Genomic DNA, 14,655 nt, shown 5'->3' on the forward strand with positions numbered 1-14,655 from the left:
CCATGGCGCAGGCGGCGCACGGGTCCGCGCCCGATATCGCCGGCAAGGGTATCGTCAATCCCTACGATGATCGAATCCACCCGCATGCTGCTGCAATGGCTTGGCCACAACCGCGGCGCCATCGTCGCTGCCATCGAGAAGGAAACTGAAAATGTCCTCGCATAGGATCGCTGTCATCGGTGGTGACGGTATCGGGCCGGAGGTCGTCGAGGCCGGCGTGAAGGTTCTGGAAGCCCTGACCGCTGTCGAACCGGGTTTGGCCTTCGACTTCAAGCGCTTCGACTGGGGCTCCGATTATTACCGCCGCAACGGCCGCATGATGCCGCCGGACGGCCTCGGGCAACTGGAGGGTTTCGATGCGATCTATTTCGGCTCGGTCGGCGATCCGGACCTTCCCGACGACATCACCCTCTGGGGCCTGCGCCTGGCCATCTGCCAGGGGTTCGACCAATACGCCAACGTGCGGCCGACGCGCCTCTTGCCCGGGCTGACCGGCCCGTTGCGGCCCGATCTCGGCAAGCAGATTGACTGGGTGATCGTGCGCGAAAACAGCGAAGGCGAATATGCCGGCGTCGGTGGTCGCGCCCATCGCGGACTGCCTATCGAGGTCGGCATGGATGTCGCCGTCTTTACCCGCGCCGGGATAGAACGCATCGCACGTTTCGCCTGCGAGCTTGCGCTGTCGCGCCCCCGCAAGCTTCTGACGGTTGTCACCAAGTCGAATGCGCAGCGTCATGGCATGGTGCTGTGGGACGAAGTCGTGCGCGGCCTGCTTCGCGACTACCCCGGTCTCACCGTCGACTGGATGCTGGTGGACGCCATGACCCAGCGCATGGTCAACAAGCCCGGCAGCATCGACACGGTTTTGGCGACCAATTTGCATGCCGACATCCTCTCCGACCTGGCCGCCGCGCTGGGCGGATCGCTCGGCATAGGCTCGACGTCGAACATCGATCCCTCGCGCAGCCGGCCGTCCATGTTCGAACCCATCCATGGTTCGGCCTTCGACATCACCGGCAAGGGCGTCGCCAATCCGCTCGGATCGTTCTGGACGGCGAGCCTGATGCTTGAGCATCTCGGCGAGCAGGCCGCCGCGCGGCGCCTCATGGTTGCGATCGAGCTTGTCACGGACCGGGCGGAATATCTCAGCCCCGATCTCGGCGGCACCGCGAGCACCGCCGAGGTTACCGCCGCGGTGATCGCGGCCCTTCGCGCCAATTAGAGTAATTCCAGGAAAAGTGTGTACGGTTTTCCCGGGAAAAGCGCGTAGCGCTTTCCCTTGGGAATTGCGACAAAAACAAAGAGATAGCGCGGCACGAACAGGCAAGCATGTCATCGAGGGCGTGGCCTCAGGAAGTTCGCGCGCCTTCGGCGTCCGTTCCCCGATATTTAACATGCTCTATGAACGCGCGCAGTTTGGGCAAGACCTGGCGTCTGTCGGGATAATACAGAAAAACGCCAGGCGTCGTGACGGCGAAGGGCGTGAGCAACGCTTGCAACCGGCCATCGGCAATCGGGGCTTCGGTGAGAGGGCCGGGCACCTGTGCAAGTCCGACACCTTGGATCGCCGCGCCAAGCAGTGTCGGGTAATCATGCGCGACCAGCGGCCCGGAGACGATTGCCTCGACGGTCTTGTTGCCGTCGATGAAGGGCCAGGGCGCGATCGATCCGTTGGAGCGGCGCATGCGCAGGCAGGCATGGCCGCGCAGATCGTCGAGGCGCTCCGGCCGTTTCTGCCGGCGCAGATAGCCAGGGCTGCCGACGACCACGAGCGGGAACGGCGGCGTCAGCCGAACCGCGACCATGTCGGCGGCGATGAACTGGCCGAGCCGGATGCCGGCGTCGAATCCCTCGGCCGCCAGGTCGACCAGCTCACCGCTTGCGGCGATCTCCACCTCTACTTCGGAATAGGCCTGGCAAAAGGATGCCACCAGCGGCTCCAGCAGGATCGGCACAACGGCGCGCGGCACAGAGAGGCGCAACAGCCCGGTCGGCCGCTGCCCAAGTTCACGTGCGACTTCGCTTGCTGCGACCAGTTCCTCGAAAGCGGGCTTTGCGCGCGAAAGGAACCGTTCGCCGGCTTCGGTCAGGCCGACGCTGCGCGTCGTGCGCATGAAGAGCGCCGCGCCGACGCGCACCTCGAGCGCGCGCACCGCCTGGCTGATCGCCGATGGCGTGACGCCGAGCTCCGCGGCCGCTTTTCGGAAGCTGCGGTGTTGCGCGACGCCGAGGAACGCCTCCACGCCGTCGAGCGCACCTTTCCGGATTGTGAAGTTCTGCTTCATGCCCCGTCAACATTATCGCGAATAGTCAACCGCTGGAAGCGGGCGTAAATTGCGCCGTGTATCTCTCGGGAGGCCATATGTCGCCTGCAACCATTTTCCTGTTACATCTCGCTCTAGGCTACGTGCCTTGGCTGCTCTGCGTCGGCGTGTATGTCTTGCCTCGGCTCAGATCCGTCAACCTGGTCGAGGCGCAACGTGCCATCGCCACGCTGCACAGCTTCCGCTTCTTCGGGCTTGTCTTCATCGTTCCAGGCGTCGTCGGGCGCGATTTGCCGGCTGATTTCGCCACCTTCGCCGCCTATGGCGACTTCGCAACCGGAGTGTTGGCCATGCTGGCGCTTTTGACGACGAGGATACGTCCGCTGTTCTGGTTGTCCGTCGTCGCGTTCAATCTCGTGGGGACGATCGATATCGCCGTCGACTACTATCACGGCAGCCAAGCCGGTCTTCCTGAGCTGGCGGGGCAGTTGGGCGCTGCATACGCGATCCCCGTAATCTATGTCCCACTGCTGCTGATCACGCACGCCGTCGCGTTCTACCTGATGCTGCGCCCCCAGTTCCAGGCAGCTCGAGTCTTCGCCGGCGACGCGGCCGCATCTCCGTGACGCAGCAAGTGCCGGTGTACCGGGGCGCCGCGGCGCAGACGCTTCGCGGCGCGCCGGTATTCGACTAATAGGTCGTGCGCCCGCCCGACAGGTCGAAGGTCGAGGCGGTGGTGAAGCTGTTTTCCTTTGAGACGAGCCAGGCGACCATGGCGGCGGCCTCGTCGACCTCCAGCAGACGGCCGCGTGGAATGCGCGAGCGCATGTATTCGATGTGCTCGGGCGTGAGCTGTTCGAGGATTCGAGTCTGCGCGGTGGCCGGCGAGATGCAGTTGACCGCAATGTCATACTGCGCGAGCTCCTTGCCGAGCGACTTGGTCATGCCGATGACCGCCGCCTTCGAAGCGGAATAGGCGGCGGCGTTGGGATTGCCTTCCTTGCCAGCGACGGAAGCGATGTTGACGATCCGCCCGTAATTGCGCGCCTTCATCCCGGGCACCACGGCGCGGTTGACGTAGAAGGTGCCGTTGACGTTGATGTCGATGATCTTCTTCCACGTCTCTATGTCGTAGCTGTCGAGCGGGGCGGCGGGACCGGCAATGCCGGCAGAATTGACCAGGATGGAGATTTTGCCGGCGCTCTCCTCGGTTTTTGCCCGCGCGGCGTCCACCGTCTCCCAATCCGCAATGTCGACGACCAGGGTCGTGGCGGCCTTGCCAAGGTCGCGCTTGGCCGCTTCGAGGCGCGCCTCGTCGACGTCCCATAAGGTGACCGTCGCGCCGGAGGCGACGAAACGTTTAGCCATCGCGAAGCCGAGGCCTTGCGCGCCTCCGGTGACCACGGCGTGTTGGCCGTCAAGATCGATCCTGTTCATGCCGAGCGTTCTTTCTGGTTGAGTGAATTGAGGTTGCCCGTTGCGGGCGGGCGATGTCGCTACATGGTAGCGCCGAGGTTCCAGGGCACGAACTCATTGTCGCCGTAGCCCAGCGATTCCGATTTGGTACGCGCGCCCGATGCCACGCGCAGGATCTCTGCGAAGATCTCCTGGCCTTTGTCGTCCAGCGTGACGCCGTCGAGGATGTCCCCGCAATTGATGTCCATGTCCTCGCGCATCTGCTCGAAAATGAAGGAATTGGAGGCAAGCTTGATCGAGGGCGTCGGCTTGCAGCCGAAGGCCGAACCGCGCCCGGTGGTGAAGCACAATATGTTCGCGCCGCCGGCGACCTGGCCGGTTGCCGAAACCGGATCGTAGCCGGGCGTGTCCATGAAGACGAGGCCGCGTTCGTTGATCGGTTCGGCATATTCCAGCACCGCGCGCAGATTGGTCGTCCCGCCCTTGGCGGACGCGCCGAGCGACTTCTCCAGGATCGTCGTCAACCCGCCGAGCTTGTTGCCGGGAGACGGGTTGTTGTTCATCTCCATGTCGTGCTTGGCTGTGTAGTCCTCCCACCAGCGGATGCGCTCGATCAGCTTCTCGCCGACCGCGCGGTTTTCCGCGCGCATGGTCAGCAGATGTTCGGCGCCGTAGATCTCCGGCGTCTCGGACAGCACCGCCGTGCCGCCTTGCGCGACAAGCAGGTCCACGGCGGCGCCAAGCGCCGGATTGGCGCTGATGCCGGAATAGCCGTCCGACCCGCCGCATTGCAGCGCGAGCACCAGTTCGGAGGCCGGTTGTGGCGTCCTTTGCGCGGCGTTGACCATGGGCAGCATATCGACGATCGCCTTGACCCCGGCCTCGACCGTCTTGCGTGTGCCGCCAGTCTCCTGGATCGTCATCGTGCGGAAGGTCGTGCTCTCCTCGATATTGTAGGACTGCATCCAGCGCGGAATCTGGAACGCCTCGCAGCCGAGCCCAACCATCAGCACGCCGCCGACATTGGGGTTCGTGGCAAAACCCCACTGCGTGCGCTTCAAGAGGTCGTAAGCGGGGCCTTTGGTGTCAATGCCGCAGCCAGTGCCATGGACGAGCGAGATCACGCCGTCGACATTGGGATAGTCGCGCAGGATGCCGCAGCGGTTGACCTCTTCTACGATGAAGCGGGCGACGCTGGCCGAACAATTTACCGAGGTCAGGACAGCGATGAAGTTGCGCGTCCCGACCTTGCCGCTCGGCCTGCGGTAACCCATGAAGCTCGCGCGCTCGGCTTCAGGGACGACAGGCGTTTGCCTGGCGTTGGTGCCGAACAGATAGTCGCGTTCGAAATTGCGCAGATATACATTGTGCTCGTGAACCCAATCGCCGGCGGCGATCGGTCCGCGGGCGAATCCGATGGTCTGCCCATATTTCACGACCGGCTCGTCCGAAGCGATGTCGCGGATCGCCATCTTGTGGCCGCGCGGTATGCGCGCCTTCGCGGGCATGTCGCCTGCCTTGTCGCCGATCATCAACGGATCGATCGCCAGAAGGATGTTGTCGGCATGCGAAAGCTGGATGAACCGCGCCATTACAAACTCTGAAAAAGCCCCCGTCGGCACAATGCCGCCGAATGGATCGGAATACTAATATAATAGATTGTCAACGGTCAAGCTGCGAACACGGCTCACCAGGCATCGGCAAGCCGGTCGGATGCCAGGTTCGGGACCTCAAACCTGCGCCGCCCGTCTCAGCGCTCAGTCGAGGTCGTCAGTCGAGAAGCTCGGCGGCGACTTCGAGCGTGTTGCGAAATGACGTCTCGAGGTGATGCTCCATTGCCTGTGCGGCGCCCTCGGCGTCGTGACGCTTCAGCGCGTCCAGAATGGCCTCGTGCTGCTCGATCGTCTGCTCGCCATAGCCGGGCTTCGGAATGGCGAGATAGCGGCCGCGATCCATCTGCGCCTTTGAGATGTCGACGGCGCGCCAAATCATCGGCAAGCCGCATATTTCAGCAATGGTGCGGTGAAAGACGTCGTCGAGCTGAATCGCTGTGGCGTACCTGCCGCGCGCAATGGCGAGCTTATGCGCGGCCATGTTGTCTTCCAGCAATTCACAGGCAGCCGGCGTCAGCTTGGCGGCGGCGCGCCTGGCGCTCTCCATCTCCAATGCACGCCGGATGACATAGGCTTCCTCGAGGTCGGCCCGGCTGATGGGAGCAACGTAGGTGCCGGTCTGCGCCAGGATCTTGACGAGCCCTTCGTCGCTGATGCGTTTGACCGCTTCGCGCACGGGCGTGCGCGAGACGCCCAGCGCTTCGGCAATTGCGATCTCATTGATGACCTCACCCGGTTTCAGCCGTCCGACGACGATCATGTTGCGGATCTTGTTGTAGATCTGGTCGCGCAGCGGGAGGGCTCGATTGAGGGTCGAAGGATCTAGATCCATGGAAAATCCCATCGTTCGTCCACCTGAAATGGCAAAATTATTCGAATGTCAAACGGAATGCACCTGCTTGCGACGCGGGGTTCGTTGCGATCCGACGCCAGTGACGGGAGCGGTCAGATCCAGCTTGCCAGAACTATTATATTAGTGCAATAGTGCCGCCCGTTGCGTGATTTTCAGCCTATGGTGAAGTGCCTGGTGCGGATGCGCTGAAAGGGGCCTTCGGGCCGGCTCGAGGTGGGCCGAACCGTGCCTGGAAATGCATTATACTAACATAACGCTGCCAGCCGCGTGCTACCAGGGAGGACCAAGCCTAGATGAGTGCCGCCGCCGATTGTGCCCTGGACATGAGAGGCATCTCCAAGACTTTTCCCGGCGTGAAGGCCCTGTCGAACGTCAATTTCGCCGTCCGGTTCGGCACCGTCCATGCGGTCGTTGGCGAGAATGGCGCCGGCAAGTCGACGCTGATGAAGGTGCTCAACGGATCCTACGCTCCGACCGCCGGCACGATCCTCGTCGGCGGCGCCGAAGTGCGCATGCGGCGTCCCGCCGACGCCCAGGCGCTCGGCATCCGCATGGTGCACCAGGAGATCAATCTTGTTCCCGACCTGACCGTCGCGGAGAACGTCTATCTCGGCCGCATGCCCGGCAAATGGAGCTGGCTGCACAAGGGCGAAATGGTCAGGAAGGCCGCCGCCGTCCTCGACGAGCTGGGCGCGGCCATCAACCCGCGCGCGCGGCTCGGCGACCTGTCGATCAGCCAGCAGCAACTGGTCGAGATCGCCAAGGCCTATGCGGCGCAGCCCAGGATCATCGTGCTGGACGAGCCGACATCGAGCCTGAGCGAGCACGAAACCGCGGCGCTGTTCCGGATCCTTCGCAAGATGCGCGATGACGGCATCGCCATCGTCTACATCAGCCATAGGCTGAGGGAGGTTCTCGAGATCGCCGACGAGGTGACCGTGCTGCGCGACGGCTCAATGATCGAGACCCGTCCGATCGACGGCATAACCGCGGCCGAGATGATCAGGCTGATGGTTGGCCGCGAGGTCGCCAACGTGTTCCCGAAAAGCCCGGCCGCGATCGGCAAGTCCGTGCTGCGTGTCGAACGCATCGGCGACGGGGCGCATTTCAGTGATGTCAGCTTCGATGTGCGCGCTGGGGAGATACTGGGCTTGACCGGACTGGTCGGGGCGGGTCGCACCGAGGTAGCACGCGCCATCTTCGGCCTGTCGCGGCTGGTGGAGGGAACGGTCAGCGTCTACGGGCGCAAGGTCGCCATCAACTCTCCTTCCGAGGCGGTGCGAGCCGGGATCGCCTACGTCCCCGAGGACCGCAAGGGCGACGGCATCATTCCGGGCATGTCGGTCCGCGAGAACATCAGCCTGTCGATATTGCGGCGTCTGACCAGCTTCGGCCGTATCAGGCGCAGCGCCGACCGTTCGCTGGCGACGACCTATGTGAAGCAGTTTTCCATTTCGCCGCCCGACGGGGAGCGGCGCATCAACCTGTTGTCGGGAGGCAACCAGCAGAAGGCGGTCATCGCCAAATGGCTCGCGGCCAAGCCCTCCGTGCTCATTCTCGACGAGCCGACGCGCGGCGTCGACGTCGGCGCCAAGGCCGAGATCCACAGCATCATCGGCCGGCTTGTCGCCGACGGCATGGCGGTGGTGATGATCTCGTCGGAACTGCCCGAAATCCTCGGCGTCTGCGATCGCGTCGTTGTGATGCGCGACGGCCGCGCATCGGAGGCGCTCGCCCGCGCCGAACTGAGCGAGGAGCGCATCATGGCGCTGGCGACGGGGGAGGCTGCATGACTGATGCGGCCATGGAGACCAGCGGGGCGAACCGCAATGACCGCTTCACGCGCGGCAGCAGGCTTGCCGATGTCCTGTCCAAGGCGGGGCTTGGCTTCGCTATCCTTGCAGTGGTGCTCTACGGCTCATTCGTCAGCCCCGCCTTCTTCACCACAGGCAATCTGCTCAACGTCCTGACCTCGATGTCCATTGTCGGCATCGTCGTCGTCGGCATGACTTTCGTGCTTGTGGCAGGCGGCTTGGCGGACCTGTCGGTGCCGGCCACCATCGCCTGCGGGGCCATCCTCTCGCTCGGGCTGCAGCCAATGATCGGGCCGGTTCCTGCCTTCGTCCTGGCGGTGGCGCTTGCGGGCCTTATCGGCCTGCTCAACGGCGTGCTGGTCGGCTATGTCGGTATCAATCCCATCATCGCCACGCTCGGCATCGGCACCATCGGGCTGGGCATCGTGCAGGCGGCCGTCGGCGGCGTCATCGTCTATGGCAACAATCCCGCTTCGGCCGAATTCGCCAAGGGCCGGCTCTTCGGCGTCCCGGTCGTGGTGCTGATTTTCCTGCTGATCGCCCTCATAGGCCATATCGTCCTCTCGCGCTCCTTCTGGGGCAGGTGGACGCTCGCCACGGGCGGCAATTACAGCGCCGCCGAGGCGAGCGCGGTGCCGGTGGAGGCGGTGAAGGCCGGTGCGTTCGTGATCACGGCGTTGGCTTCGGGCGTCAGCGGCGGCCTGCTGGGCCTGACCTTGCAAAGCGCGCGGCCGCTGATCGGCGCCGGCTACGAGTTCAGCGCCATCACCGCGGTCGTGGTCGGCGGCGTGTCGATCATCGGCGGTTTCGGCTCGGTGCCGAGGGCGATCGCGGGCCTGATCTTCGTGCAGCTTCTGACCAACGTCATGGTGCTCGACGGCGTGCGCACGCCGATCCAGGGTTTTGTCCTCGGCATCCTGATCGTCGGCGCCGTCGGCATGGACGCGGCATTGCGCAAGAGGGGGGTGGCGTGATGAGGTTCCTGGCGCTTGCCTCGCGGCACAGGGTGATGATCATCCTCGGCCTGACGCTGATCATTTCCGCCCTGGCGGTTCCGGGTTATTTCTCCGCATCGACCCTCGGACTCGGCCTCGACCGGGCGGCGACGATCGGCCTGATCGCCATTGGACTTACGGTGCTTCTGGTCGCCGGCCAGATCGACCTCTCCGGCGGCGCGGTGTTCGCGCTGGCGGGAATCATGTCGGTCATCCTGCAGCGCGAGATCGGCATCCTGCCTGCCGCACTTGTCGGTATCCTGGTCGGCATGCTGGCAGGCGCCATCAACGGCGCGCTGGTCGTCGGGCTGAAGGTGAACTCGCTGGTGCTGACGCTGGCGACGATGCTGATCTTCCGCTCGCTCGCGCATTGGATCACCAACAGCCAGCCGGTGACCGGCACCGACATCATGCTTTCACTGGCGTTCGCCAAGATCCATCTCGAAGTCTTCACCATCCGCAGTGCGCTGTTCATCGTTCTGATCGTGCTGCTGCATGTCTGGCTGACGCGTACAATACCGGGCCGAAATGTCTTTGCGGTGGGGTCCAATCCGGCGGCAGCCAAGGAGAGCGGCATCGCTTCCGATCGCATCGTTTTTCTGGGCTTCGTCTTCGCCGGGACGCTCGCCGGTCTCGCAGGCGTTCTCCAGAGCCTCGTCACCAACACCGGTTCGCCCGTCTTCGGCTCGGAACTGACGGTCGCCGTCATTGCCGCGGTCGTGGTCGGCGGAACCCGCCTCGAAGGCGGCAAGGGATCCGCGCTCGGCACGCTTGGCGGCGTGCTGACGATCGGCTCGCTGACCATCGCGATGGAGTTCCAATCCGTTCCCGCATACGTCCAGCAGGTCGTGTCGGGGCTTATCCTGATCCTGCTCGTCGTGCTCGATCGGGCCGTGACTACCAAGGGGAGGGCGCCGGGCACAGGCCCCGCGCTCATTCGCGACAATCCAATCACTCAAGGAGGAAATACATGATTGGGAGGAAACCTATGGTTGGCAAGAAAAGCATGCTCCACATTACCGCCATGGCGGTAATACTGGCCTCGACGGGCTGGGCCAGTGCAAAGACGGTCTGCTACGTCACGGCCGCGGATTCGCATGCCTATGCGACGCCGGCCAACAAGGCGCTCCAGGCGCGCGCCGGCGAGCTCGGCATCGAGATCCTGAGCCTCAGCCAGGATTTCGACGTCCAGAAGGGCACCGAGCAGCTCAACACCTGCGTCGCGCGCAAGGTTGACGGCATCATCCTGTGGCCGCTCGACCCGCAGGCCTACATACCGGGCCTGGCCCGCGCACAACAGGCGAACATTCCCGCGATCCTTATCAACTCGCCGATGAGCGACGATGCCAAGCCGTTCATCAAGTCGTTCACCGGGCCCGACGTTTACGAGGAAGGCAAGCTTGCGGCCGACTCGCTCAGCAAGGCGCTTGGCGGCAAGGGTTCCGTCGTCATCATCGCCGGCCAGGCCGGCAACGGCACGACGATCGGCCGCGTCGGCGGCTTCACCGATCGTCTCAAGGAAACCAGCGCCGACATCAAGGTGCTCGATACGGTCAATGCCGATTTCGACCAGCAGAAGGCGCTGGTGGTCAGCCGCGACCTGATCACCCGTTTCGGCGACCAGATCAGCGGCGTCTACGCCAATGACGACACCATGGCGCGCGGCTTCATCGACGCCTGGAAGGAGGCCAATCCGTCCAAGGCGGCACCGCCGATCGTCGGCATCAACGGCCAGAAGGATGCGTTCGAATCGATCCGCACCAACGAAATGTACTCCACCATCGTGCAGTCGCCGGTTGAGGACGGCCGCCTGGCGATCAACACCATGGCGGAGATCATGGACGGCAAGGAGGTCAAGGACCGTTTGCCGATCCCGCTGACGGTCGTCACCAAGGACAATGTCAACGCGGTCGAGCCGGCGTTCTGATCCCTTGGGGCCGGCTCGGCAGAACCGGGCCGGCTCCTTCGTCTTCTGGCGCGGACGGACGATCCGGCTGCGCTGCTCACTATAGGAAGGCCTGCCAGCCAAGGCTGCGCGGCACAGTTGGAACTTCCGTTTGCGCCCCGGATTATCCATCCGGGAGAACGCCAATGCCTTCTACGGCCATCCGCAGCACACAGTACCATCCCGCCACCAGGGTGCTTTCGGTCTGGTTCGTACCGAGCGGAAACCGCTATGACTACGAAGACGTGGAGCCCGAGACCTACGCTGCCTTCAAAGCCGCCTCTTCCAAGGGACGCTTCTTCAATGAGTTCATACGGGATCGCTACAGGTTTCGTCTGGTCGAACGCGCCCCCGAACGCTGACGCACGCCAGCAACAAAGCGCGGTATCGCGGGACTGTTCGTCGGTCACGAATTCGTGCTGACAGGCATACGCCGAACAAGATCAGCAACTTAATTGCTGGATATCCGTTTCATGATGTCCTCGAGGCCATGAAATGTCTCAAGTTTACGATCTTGCATCCGGTCTGGTGCGGCGGATCTACGAAAAGCGCATCGACGCGCCGGCGATCCTCGATACCGCCAGCGAATTTCCAAACGCCACCAAGTTCACGGCCGCCTGGCAGGCCATCCGCGACGAAGCGCTTGCCGTGGGCAAGGCGCCCCGCTTCCACGACATCATGCCTGAACAGGCCGACATCTCGGCCAATGACGGTCGCGACTGGCGTATGTTCGTGCTCAAGGCCTACGATGTCGCGGTTCCGCAAAACCTCGCGCGAATGCCGGTCCTCGACCGGCTGCTTGCAGAATGCCCTGAGGTGAAGTCGGCGGCGATCTCTTTCCTGGCTCCGGGCAAGCACATTCCCAGCCATCGCGGCCCTTTCAGGGGCATAATGAGGTTCCATCTCGGCCTGGTAATCCCTCGACAGGCAGATGGTCGTCCGGCGACGGTCATGATGATCAATCATCAGGAGAGGCGGATCGCCGACGGCGAGTGTCTGTTGTGGGACGACACGTTCCCTCACGAAGTGACAAACAACGCCGACAAGCCTCGCGTGGCCCTGCTTTTGGATATCTGGCGTCCACGAATGCCGCGCGACATGGAAATCCTGTCACGCCTGATCGTCCACGGCGTGCAGGCAGGCATGCGCCGCAGAGGCGTGTCCTTTTCTGCGTGAGGAGAGGCTCGCGGGCCATGGGCTCGCCGAGCGCCTTGGCGCGTCAGTCGCGTGGGCCCGCCACCATCCGTGCGATCCGTGTCATGTCCGTGCTCATTTCGCGGTCGTCGTCAAGCGGGCTGACAAGGGAGCGCACGGCGGCGAAGGTGCGCTGCGGTCCGTCGCCCATGCCGTCGACGACACCGCGCAATTCCACCCCCGTAGCCGCAAAGATCAGTTCCATCGCAACGAGATAACGCAGCCGCTCGACGATTTCGGCTGTCTTGGCCACCACGCGCGGGGCCATCGACGACTGATCCTCGATGCCGTCCGAAACGGCAAGCGGGCTGAGCGACATCGGGTTGGCGAGGTGCCGGATCTCGACTTCCAGCGCGGCAAGCGGTTTCTGCAGCTCCGCGTAGCCCTGGCGGCTCCCACCCCTGGCCGACAGGAAGCGCGGCAGCTCCGCCGTTATCGGCGACATCAGCTTCATGCAACGGTTGGCGGTGCCGACCGCGCAATGCGCAAGCGCCTGGCCGAGCTGTTCCCAGGCCAGCGTCATCGCCGTCAGGTCGAAGTTGCCGTTCGAGACGACCCGCTCGATCTCCGGCAGGATAACCGGGTTGTCGCCCGAATGAGCCAGTTCGATCTCCGTCGCCAGCTTCGCCTGTTCGAACGCATGCAGCAGGCCGCCCCACACCTGCGGCACGCAGCGATAGCTGAGCGGGTCCTGGAGACGCCGCGCGGCGTTGTCCTCCCACAGGCCGCTTCCCGCCAGTTCCGCCCGCAGACGCGCGCCGATCTCGCGCTGGCCGAATGCCGGGCGGGCTGACAGCGCCTCCTCGCTGATTGCGCTGACGGATGAGCGGAATGCCTCATAATTGAGGGCCACGGCAGCCAGCGACCAGTCGATGAGATGGGCGACGTCTTCCAGGCACAGGCATGCCGTTCCGGTCGAAAGGCTGTTCGCGACGATGATGGCGTGGCCGTCCTTCTCGCGCAGGTTGAGTGGTTCGAGCCCGGCGAGAGCCAGCGCCTCGGCGGACGGCATGATCTTGCCCTGGAACTCCGCTTCGCCGTCGCCGCGCAGCGCCCTTGCCATATGCCCGAGGGCGGCAAGGTCCGCCGCCCCGATCGATCCCCAACTGGGGATCACCGGATGAACCCCGGCGTTAAGTGCCGCCACAAGGCCCATGACCATATGTTCGGAGGTGCCGGTGCCGCCGGCCGCCATGCCTGAAATCCTTGCGGCCATAAGCGCCCGCACGGCCTCCGTCGGAAGGGCGGGGCCGATGCCCATACTGTGGCTGAGCGGTACGCTATGCTGGAACGCGATCAGGTCGGCCTGCGCAAGCGGCGTATCCACGCACGCACCGAGACCGGTGGTGACGCCATACATGGGCTTGCCAAGTTGCGTGAGATGCTCGATGAGCGCACGGCTCTCGCGGATGCGGCGCATCGCCTGACCGCCCAACTCGAGGCGGGCGTTGCGCCGTGCGACCTCGGCCACATCAGCCGCACTGAGCGGCTTGCCGTCAAGCACTACCATTCTGAGTGTCATATCCTGCCCCCATGATCGCTGCCGCCAATGCCGCGCGGGCCTCACCGCATGCGGCTGGCGGCTGCCGGTTTTGCTGTTTCCGCGGGCCAAACTGCAAGCCATTCCCGTTCCGAAGGTTTCGCCGCGGCGATCTCGCGTCCATGCCGGGCGCATCGCCGCCGGCTTGCAACTCTTCTCGTACACATGGATACCTATATCCGAGAATGAAGCTTTCCCCTAAGCTGACGATACGTGAAATGGGAGCATGGATTGCGCGGATTTGGCGAAGGCTTGATCGAGAGGCCGCAAACGGTTGCCGAGCAGGTCGCCAATGTCTTGCGCGAGGCCATTGCCAGCGGGACCCTGAAGGCCGGCACGACGTTGCGCCAGGATGATCTGGCCGAGCAGTTTGGCTTCAGCCGGATGCCGATCCGGGACGCGCTTCGTCAGCTCGAGGCCGAAGGCATCGTGTCCATCCACCCGACAAAGGGTGCGCACGTCGCCAGAATGGACGGCGACGAGATCCGAGAGATCTATGCCGTGCGCGAACTGCTCGAGTGCGAGGCACTGCGGCTCTCCATTCCCGGCCTACCCGGCGGCAAGCTGGACGAGGCCGAACAGGTGCTCGATCAGATCGATGCCGAGCGCAATGTCGGCAGGTGGGGGGTGCTGAACCGGGCCTTTCATCTGGCGCTTTATGACGCCTGCGGCAATCGCCGGTTGCTCGGCCTGATCGAGGCGCACCATAATGCGGCCGACCGCTACGTCCGTATCCTGTTGTCGAACCTCGACTACCGCGCCCGCTCTCAGACGGAGCATCGCGGCCTCTTGGCCGCTTGCCGGCGACGCGACGCCGGCAAGGCCGTCAGCGTTTTGATGCAGCATCTGCGCCAAGGCAGCGAGACACTGGTCAACGCCATAGAAGGCGACGGTCTGTCGCGAAAATCTTAGAATCTTTGTCCAATTCCGATGGGCGCGCGTGACAGGCTGTACGCCTTCGTCTAGCCGCTGCCGGCCAAGGACGCTGCTTTTCAGCTTGCCTGATTTGATCAAATGGAAG

Annotated in this window: 14 protein-coding genes; 9 read left to right on the plus strand and 5 right to left on the minus strand. The window is 63.9% G+C overall.

Annotated features, from left to right (window positions below):
* Nucleotides 1–151 precede the first annotated feature (151 nt).
* On the plus strand, nt 152–1,222 hold the full coding sequence (locus FJ942_RS00600; RefSeq protein ID WP_140897067.1) for a tartrate dehydrogenase: 1,071 nt from the start codon (nt 152–154) through the stop codon (nt 1,220–1,222).
* 127 nt (nt 1,223–1,349) lie between these two features.
* On the opposite strand, the gene FJ942_RS00605 is transcribed toward FJ942_RS00600, so the two are convergent.
* The gene (locus tag FJ942_RS00605; RefSeq protein WP_140897068.1) at nt 1,350–2,285 is read right to left on the minus strand and encodes a LysR family transcriptional regulator; all 936 of its coding nucleotides are present in this window, start codon (nt 2,283–2,285) and stop codon (nt 1,350–1,352) included.
* 77 nt (nt 2,286–2,362) lie between these two features.
* Here FJ942_RS00605 and FJ942_RS00610 point away from each other — a divergent pair, with 77 nt between their 5' ends.
* Nucleotides 2,363–2,890, plus strand: a complete 528-nt coding sequence (locus tag FJ942_RS00610; RefSeq protein WP_140897069.1) for a hypothetical protein — start codon at nt 2,363–2,365, stop codon at nt 2,888–2,890.
* A gap of 64 nt (nt 2,891–2,954) precedes the next feature.
* Here the strand turns inward: FJ942_RS00610 and FJ942_RS00615 are convergent, their stop codons facing one another.
* The 3 genes from FJ942_RS00615 to FJ942_RS00625 form a co-directional block, all read right to left on the minus strand.
* Nucleotides 2,955–3,701 carry an SDR family NAD(P)-dependent oxidoreductase gene (locus FJ942_RS00615; RefSeq protein WP_140497539.1) on the minus strand — a complete coding sequence of 249 codons (747 nt, stop codon included), beginning with the start codon at nt 3,699–3,701 and terminating at the stop codon, nt 2,955–2,957.
* A gap of 59 nt (nt 3,702–3,760) precedes the next feature.
* Entirely contained in the window at nt 3,761–5,272 is a 1,512-nt protein-coding gene (locus FJ942_RS00620) for an altronate dehydratase family protein (protein WP_140497541.1), read from the minus strand.
* Nucleotides 5,273–5,450: 178 nt separating this feature from the next.
* On the minus strand, nt 5,451–6,125 hold the full coding sequence (locus FJ942_RS00625) for a GntR family transcriptional regulator (RefSeq protein WP_140497544.1): 675 nt from the start codon (nt 6,123–6,125) through the stop codon (nt 5,451–5,453).
* 314 nt (nt 6,126–6,439) lie between these two features.
* On the opposite strand from FJ942_RS00625, the gene FJ942_RS00630 reads away from it, so the two are divergent.
* The 6 genes from FJ942_RS00630 (at nt 6,440) to FJ942_RS00655 (ending at nt 12,076) form a co-directional block, all read left to right on the plus strand.
* Nucleotides 6,440–7,939, plus strand: a complete 1,500-nt coding sequence (locus FJ942_RS00630) for a sugar ABC transporter ATP-binding protein (protein ID WP_140555628.1) — start codon at nt 6,440–6,442, stop codon at nt 7,937–7,939.
* Entirely contained in the window at nt 7,936–8,934 is a 999-nt protein-coding gene (locus FJ942_RS00635; protein ID WP_224681912.1) for an ABC transporter permease, read from the plus strand. Before FJ942_RS00630 ends, FJ942_RS00635 begins: the two co-directional genes overlap by 4 nt.
* Entirely contained in the window at nt 8,934–9,929 is a 996-nt protein-coding gene (locus FJ942_RS00640; protein WP_140686640.1) for an ABC transporter permease, read from the plus strand. The genes FJ942_RS00635 and FJ942_RS00640 overlap by 1 nt, the downstream gene beginning before the upstream one ends.
* A gap of 14 nt (nt 9,930–9,943) precedes the next feature.
* Nucleotides 9,944–10,882 carry a sugar ABC transporter substrate-binding protein gene (locus FJ942_RS00645; protein WP_140514469.1) on the plus strand — a complete coding sequence of 313 codons (939 nt, stop codon included), beginning with the start codon at nt 9,944–9,946 and terminating at the stop codon, nt 10,880–10,882.
* A 164-nt stretch (nt 10,883–11,046) separates the two neighbouring features.
* Nucleotides 11,047–11,262, plus strand: coding sequence for a KTSC domain-containing protein (locus FJ942_RS00650; protein ID WP_140525095.1), 216 nt, complete (start codon nt 11,047–11,049; stop codon nt 11,260–11,262).
* A 133-nt stretch (nt 11,263–11,395) separates the two neighbouring features.
* Nucleotides 11,396–12,076: an aspartyl/asparaginyl beta-hydroxylase domain-containing protein gene (locus tag FJ942_RS00655; RefSeq protein WP_140525094.1), complete on the plus strand. Its 681-nt coding sequence runs from the start codon at nt 11,396–11,398 to the stop codon at nt 12,074–12,076.
* A 43-nt stretch (nt 12,077–12,119) separates the two neighbouring features.
* On the opposite strand, the gene hutH is transcribed toward FJ942_RS00655, so the two are convergent.
* On the minus strand, nt 12,120–13,616 hold the full coding sequence (hutH, locus tag FJ942_RS00660; protein ID WP_140671913.1) for a histidine ammonia-lyase: 1,497 nt from the start codon (nt 13,614–13,616) through the stop codon (nt 12,120–12,122).
* 249 nt (nt 13,617–13,865) lie between these two features.
* On the opposite strand from hutH, the gene FJ942_RS00665 reads away from it, so the two are divergent.
* Nucleotides 13,866–14,546: a GntR family transcriptional regulator gene (locus FJ942_RS00665; RefSeq protein ID WP_246679626.1), complete on the plus strand. Its 681-nt coding sequence runs from the start codon at nt 13,866–13,868 to the stop codon at nt 14,544–14,546.
* Nucleotides 14,547–14,655: the final 109 nt, after the last annotated feature.

The sequence above is a fragment of the Mesorhizobium sp. B2-4-2 genome (assembly GCF_006442845.1).
In the GTDB taxonomy this organism is placed as follows: domain Bacteria; phylum Pseudomonadota; class Alphaproteobacteria; order Rhizobiales; family Rhizobiaceae; genus Mesorhizobium.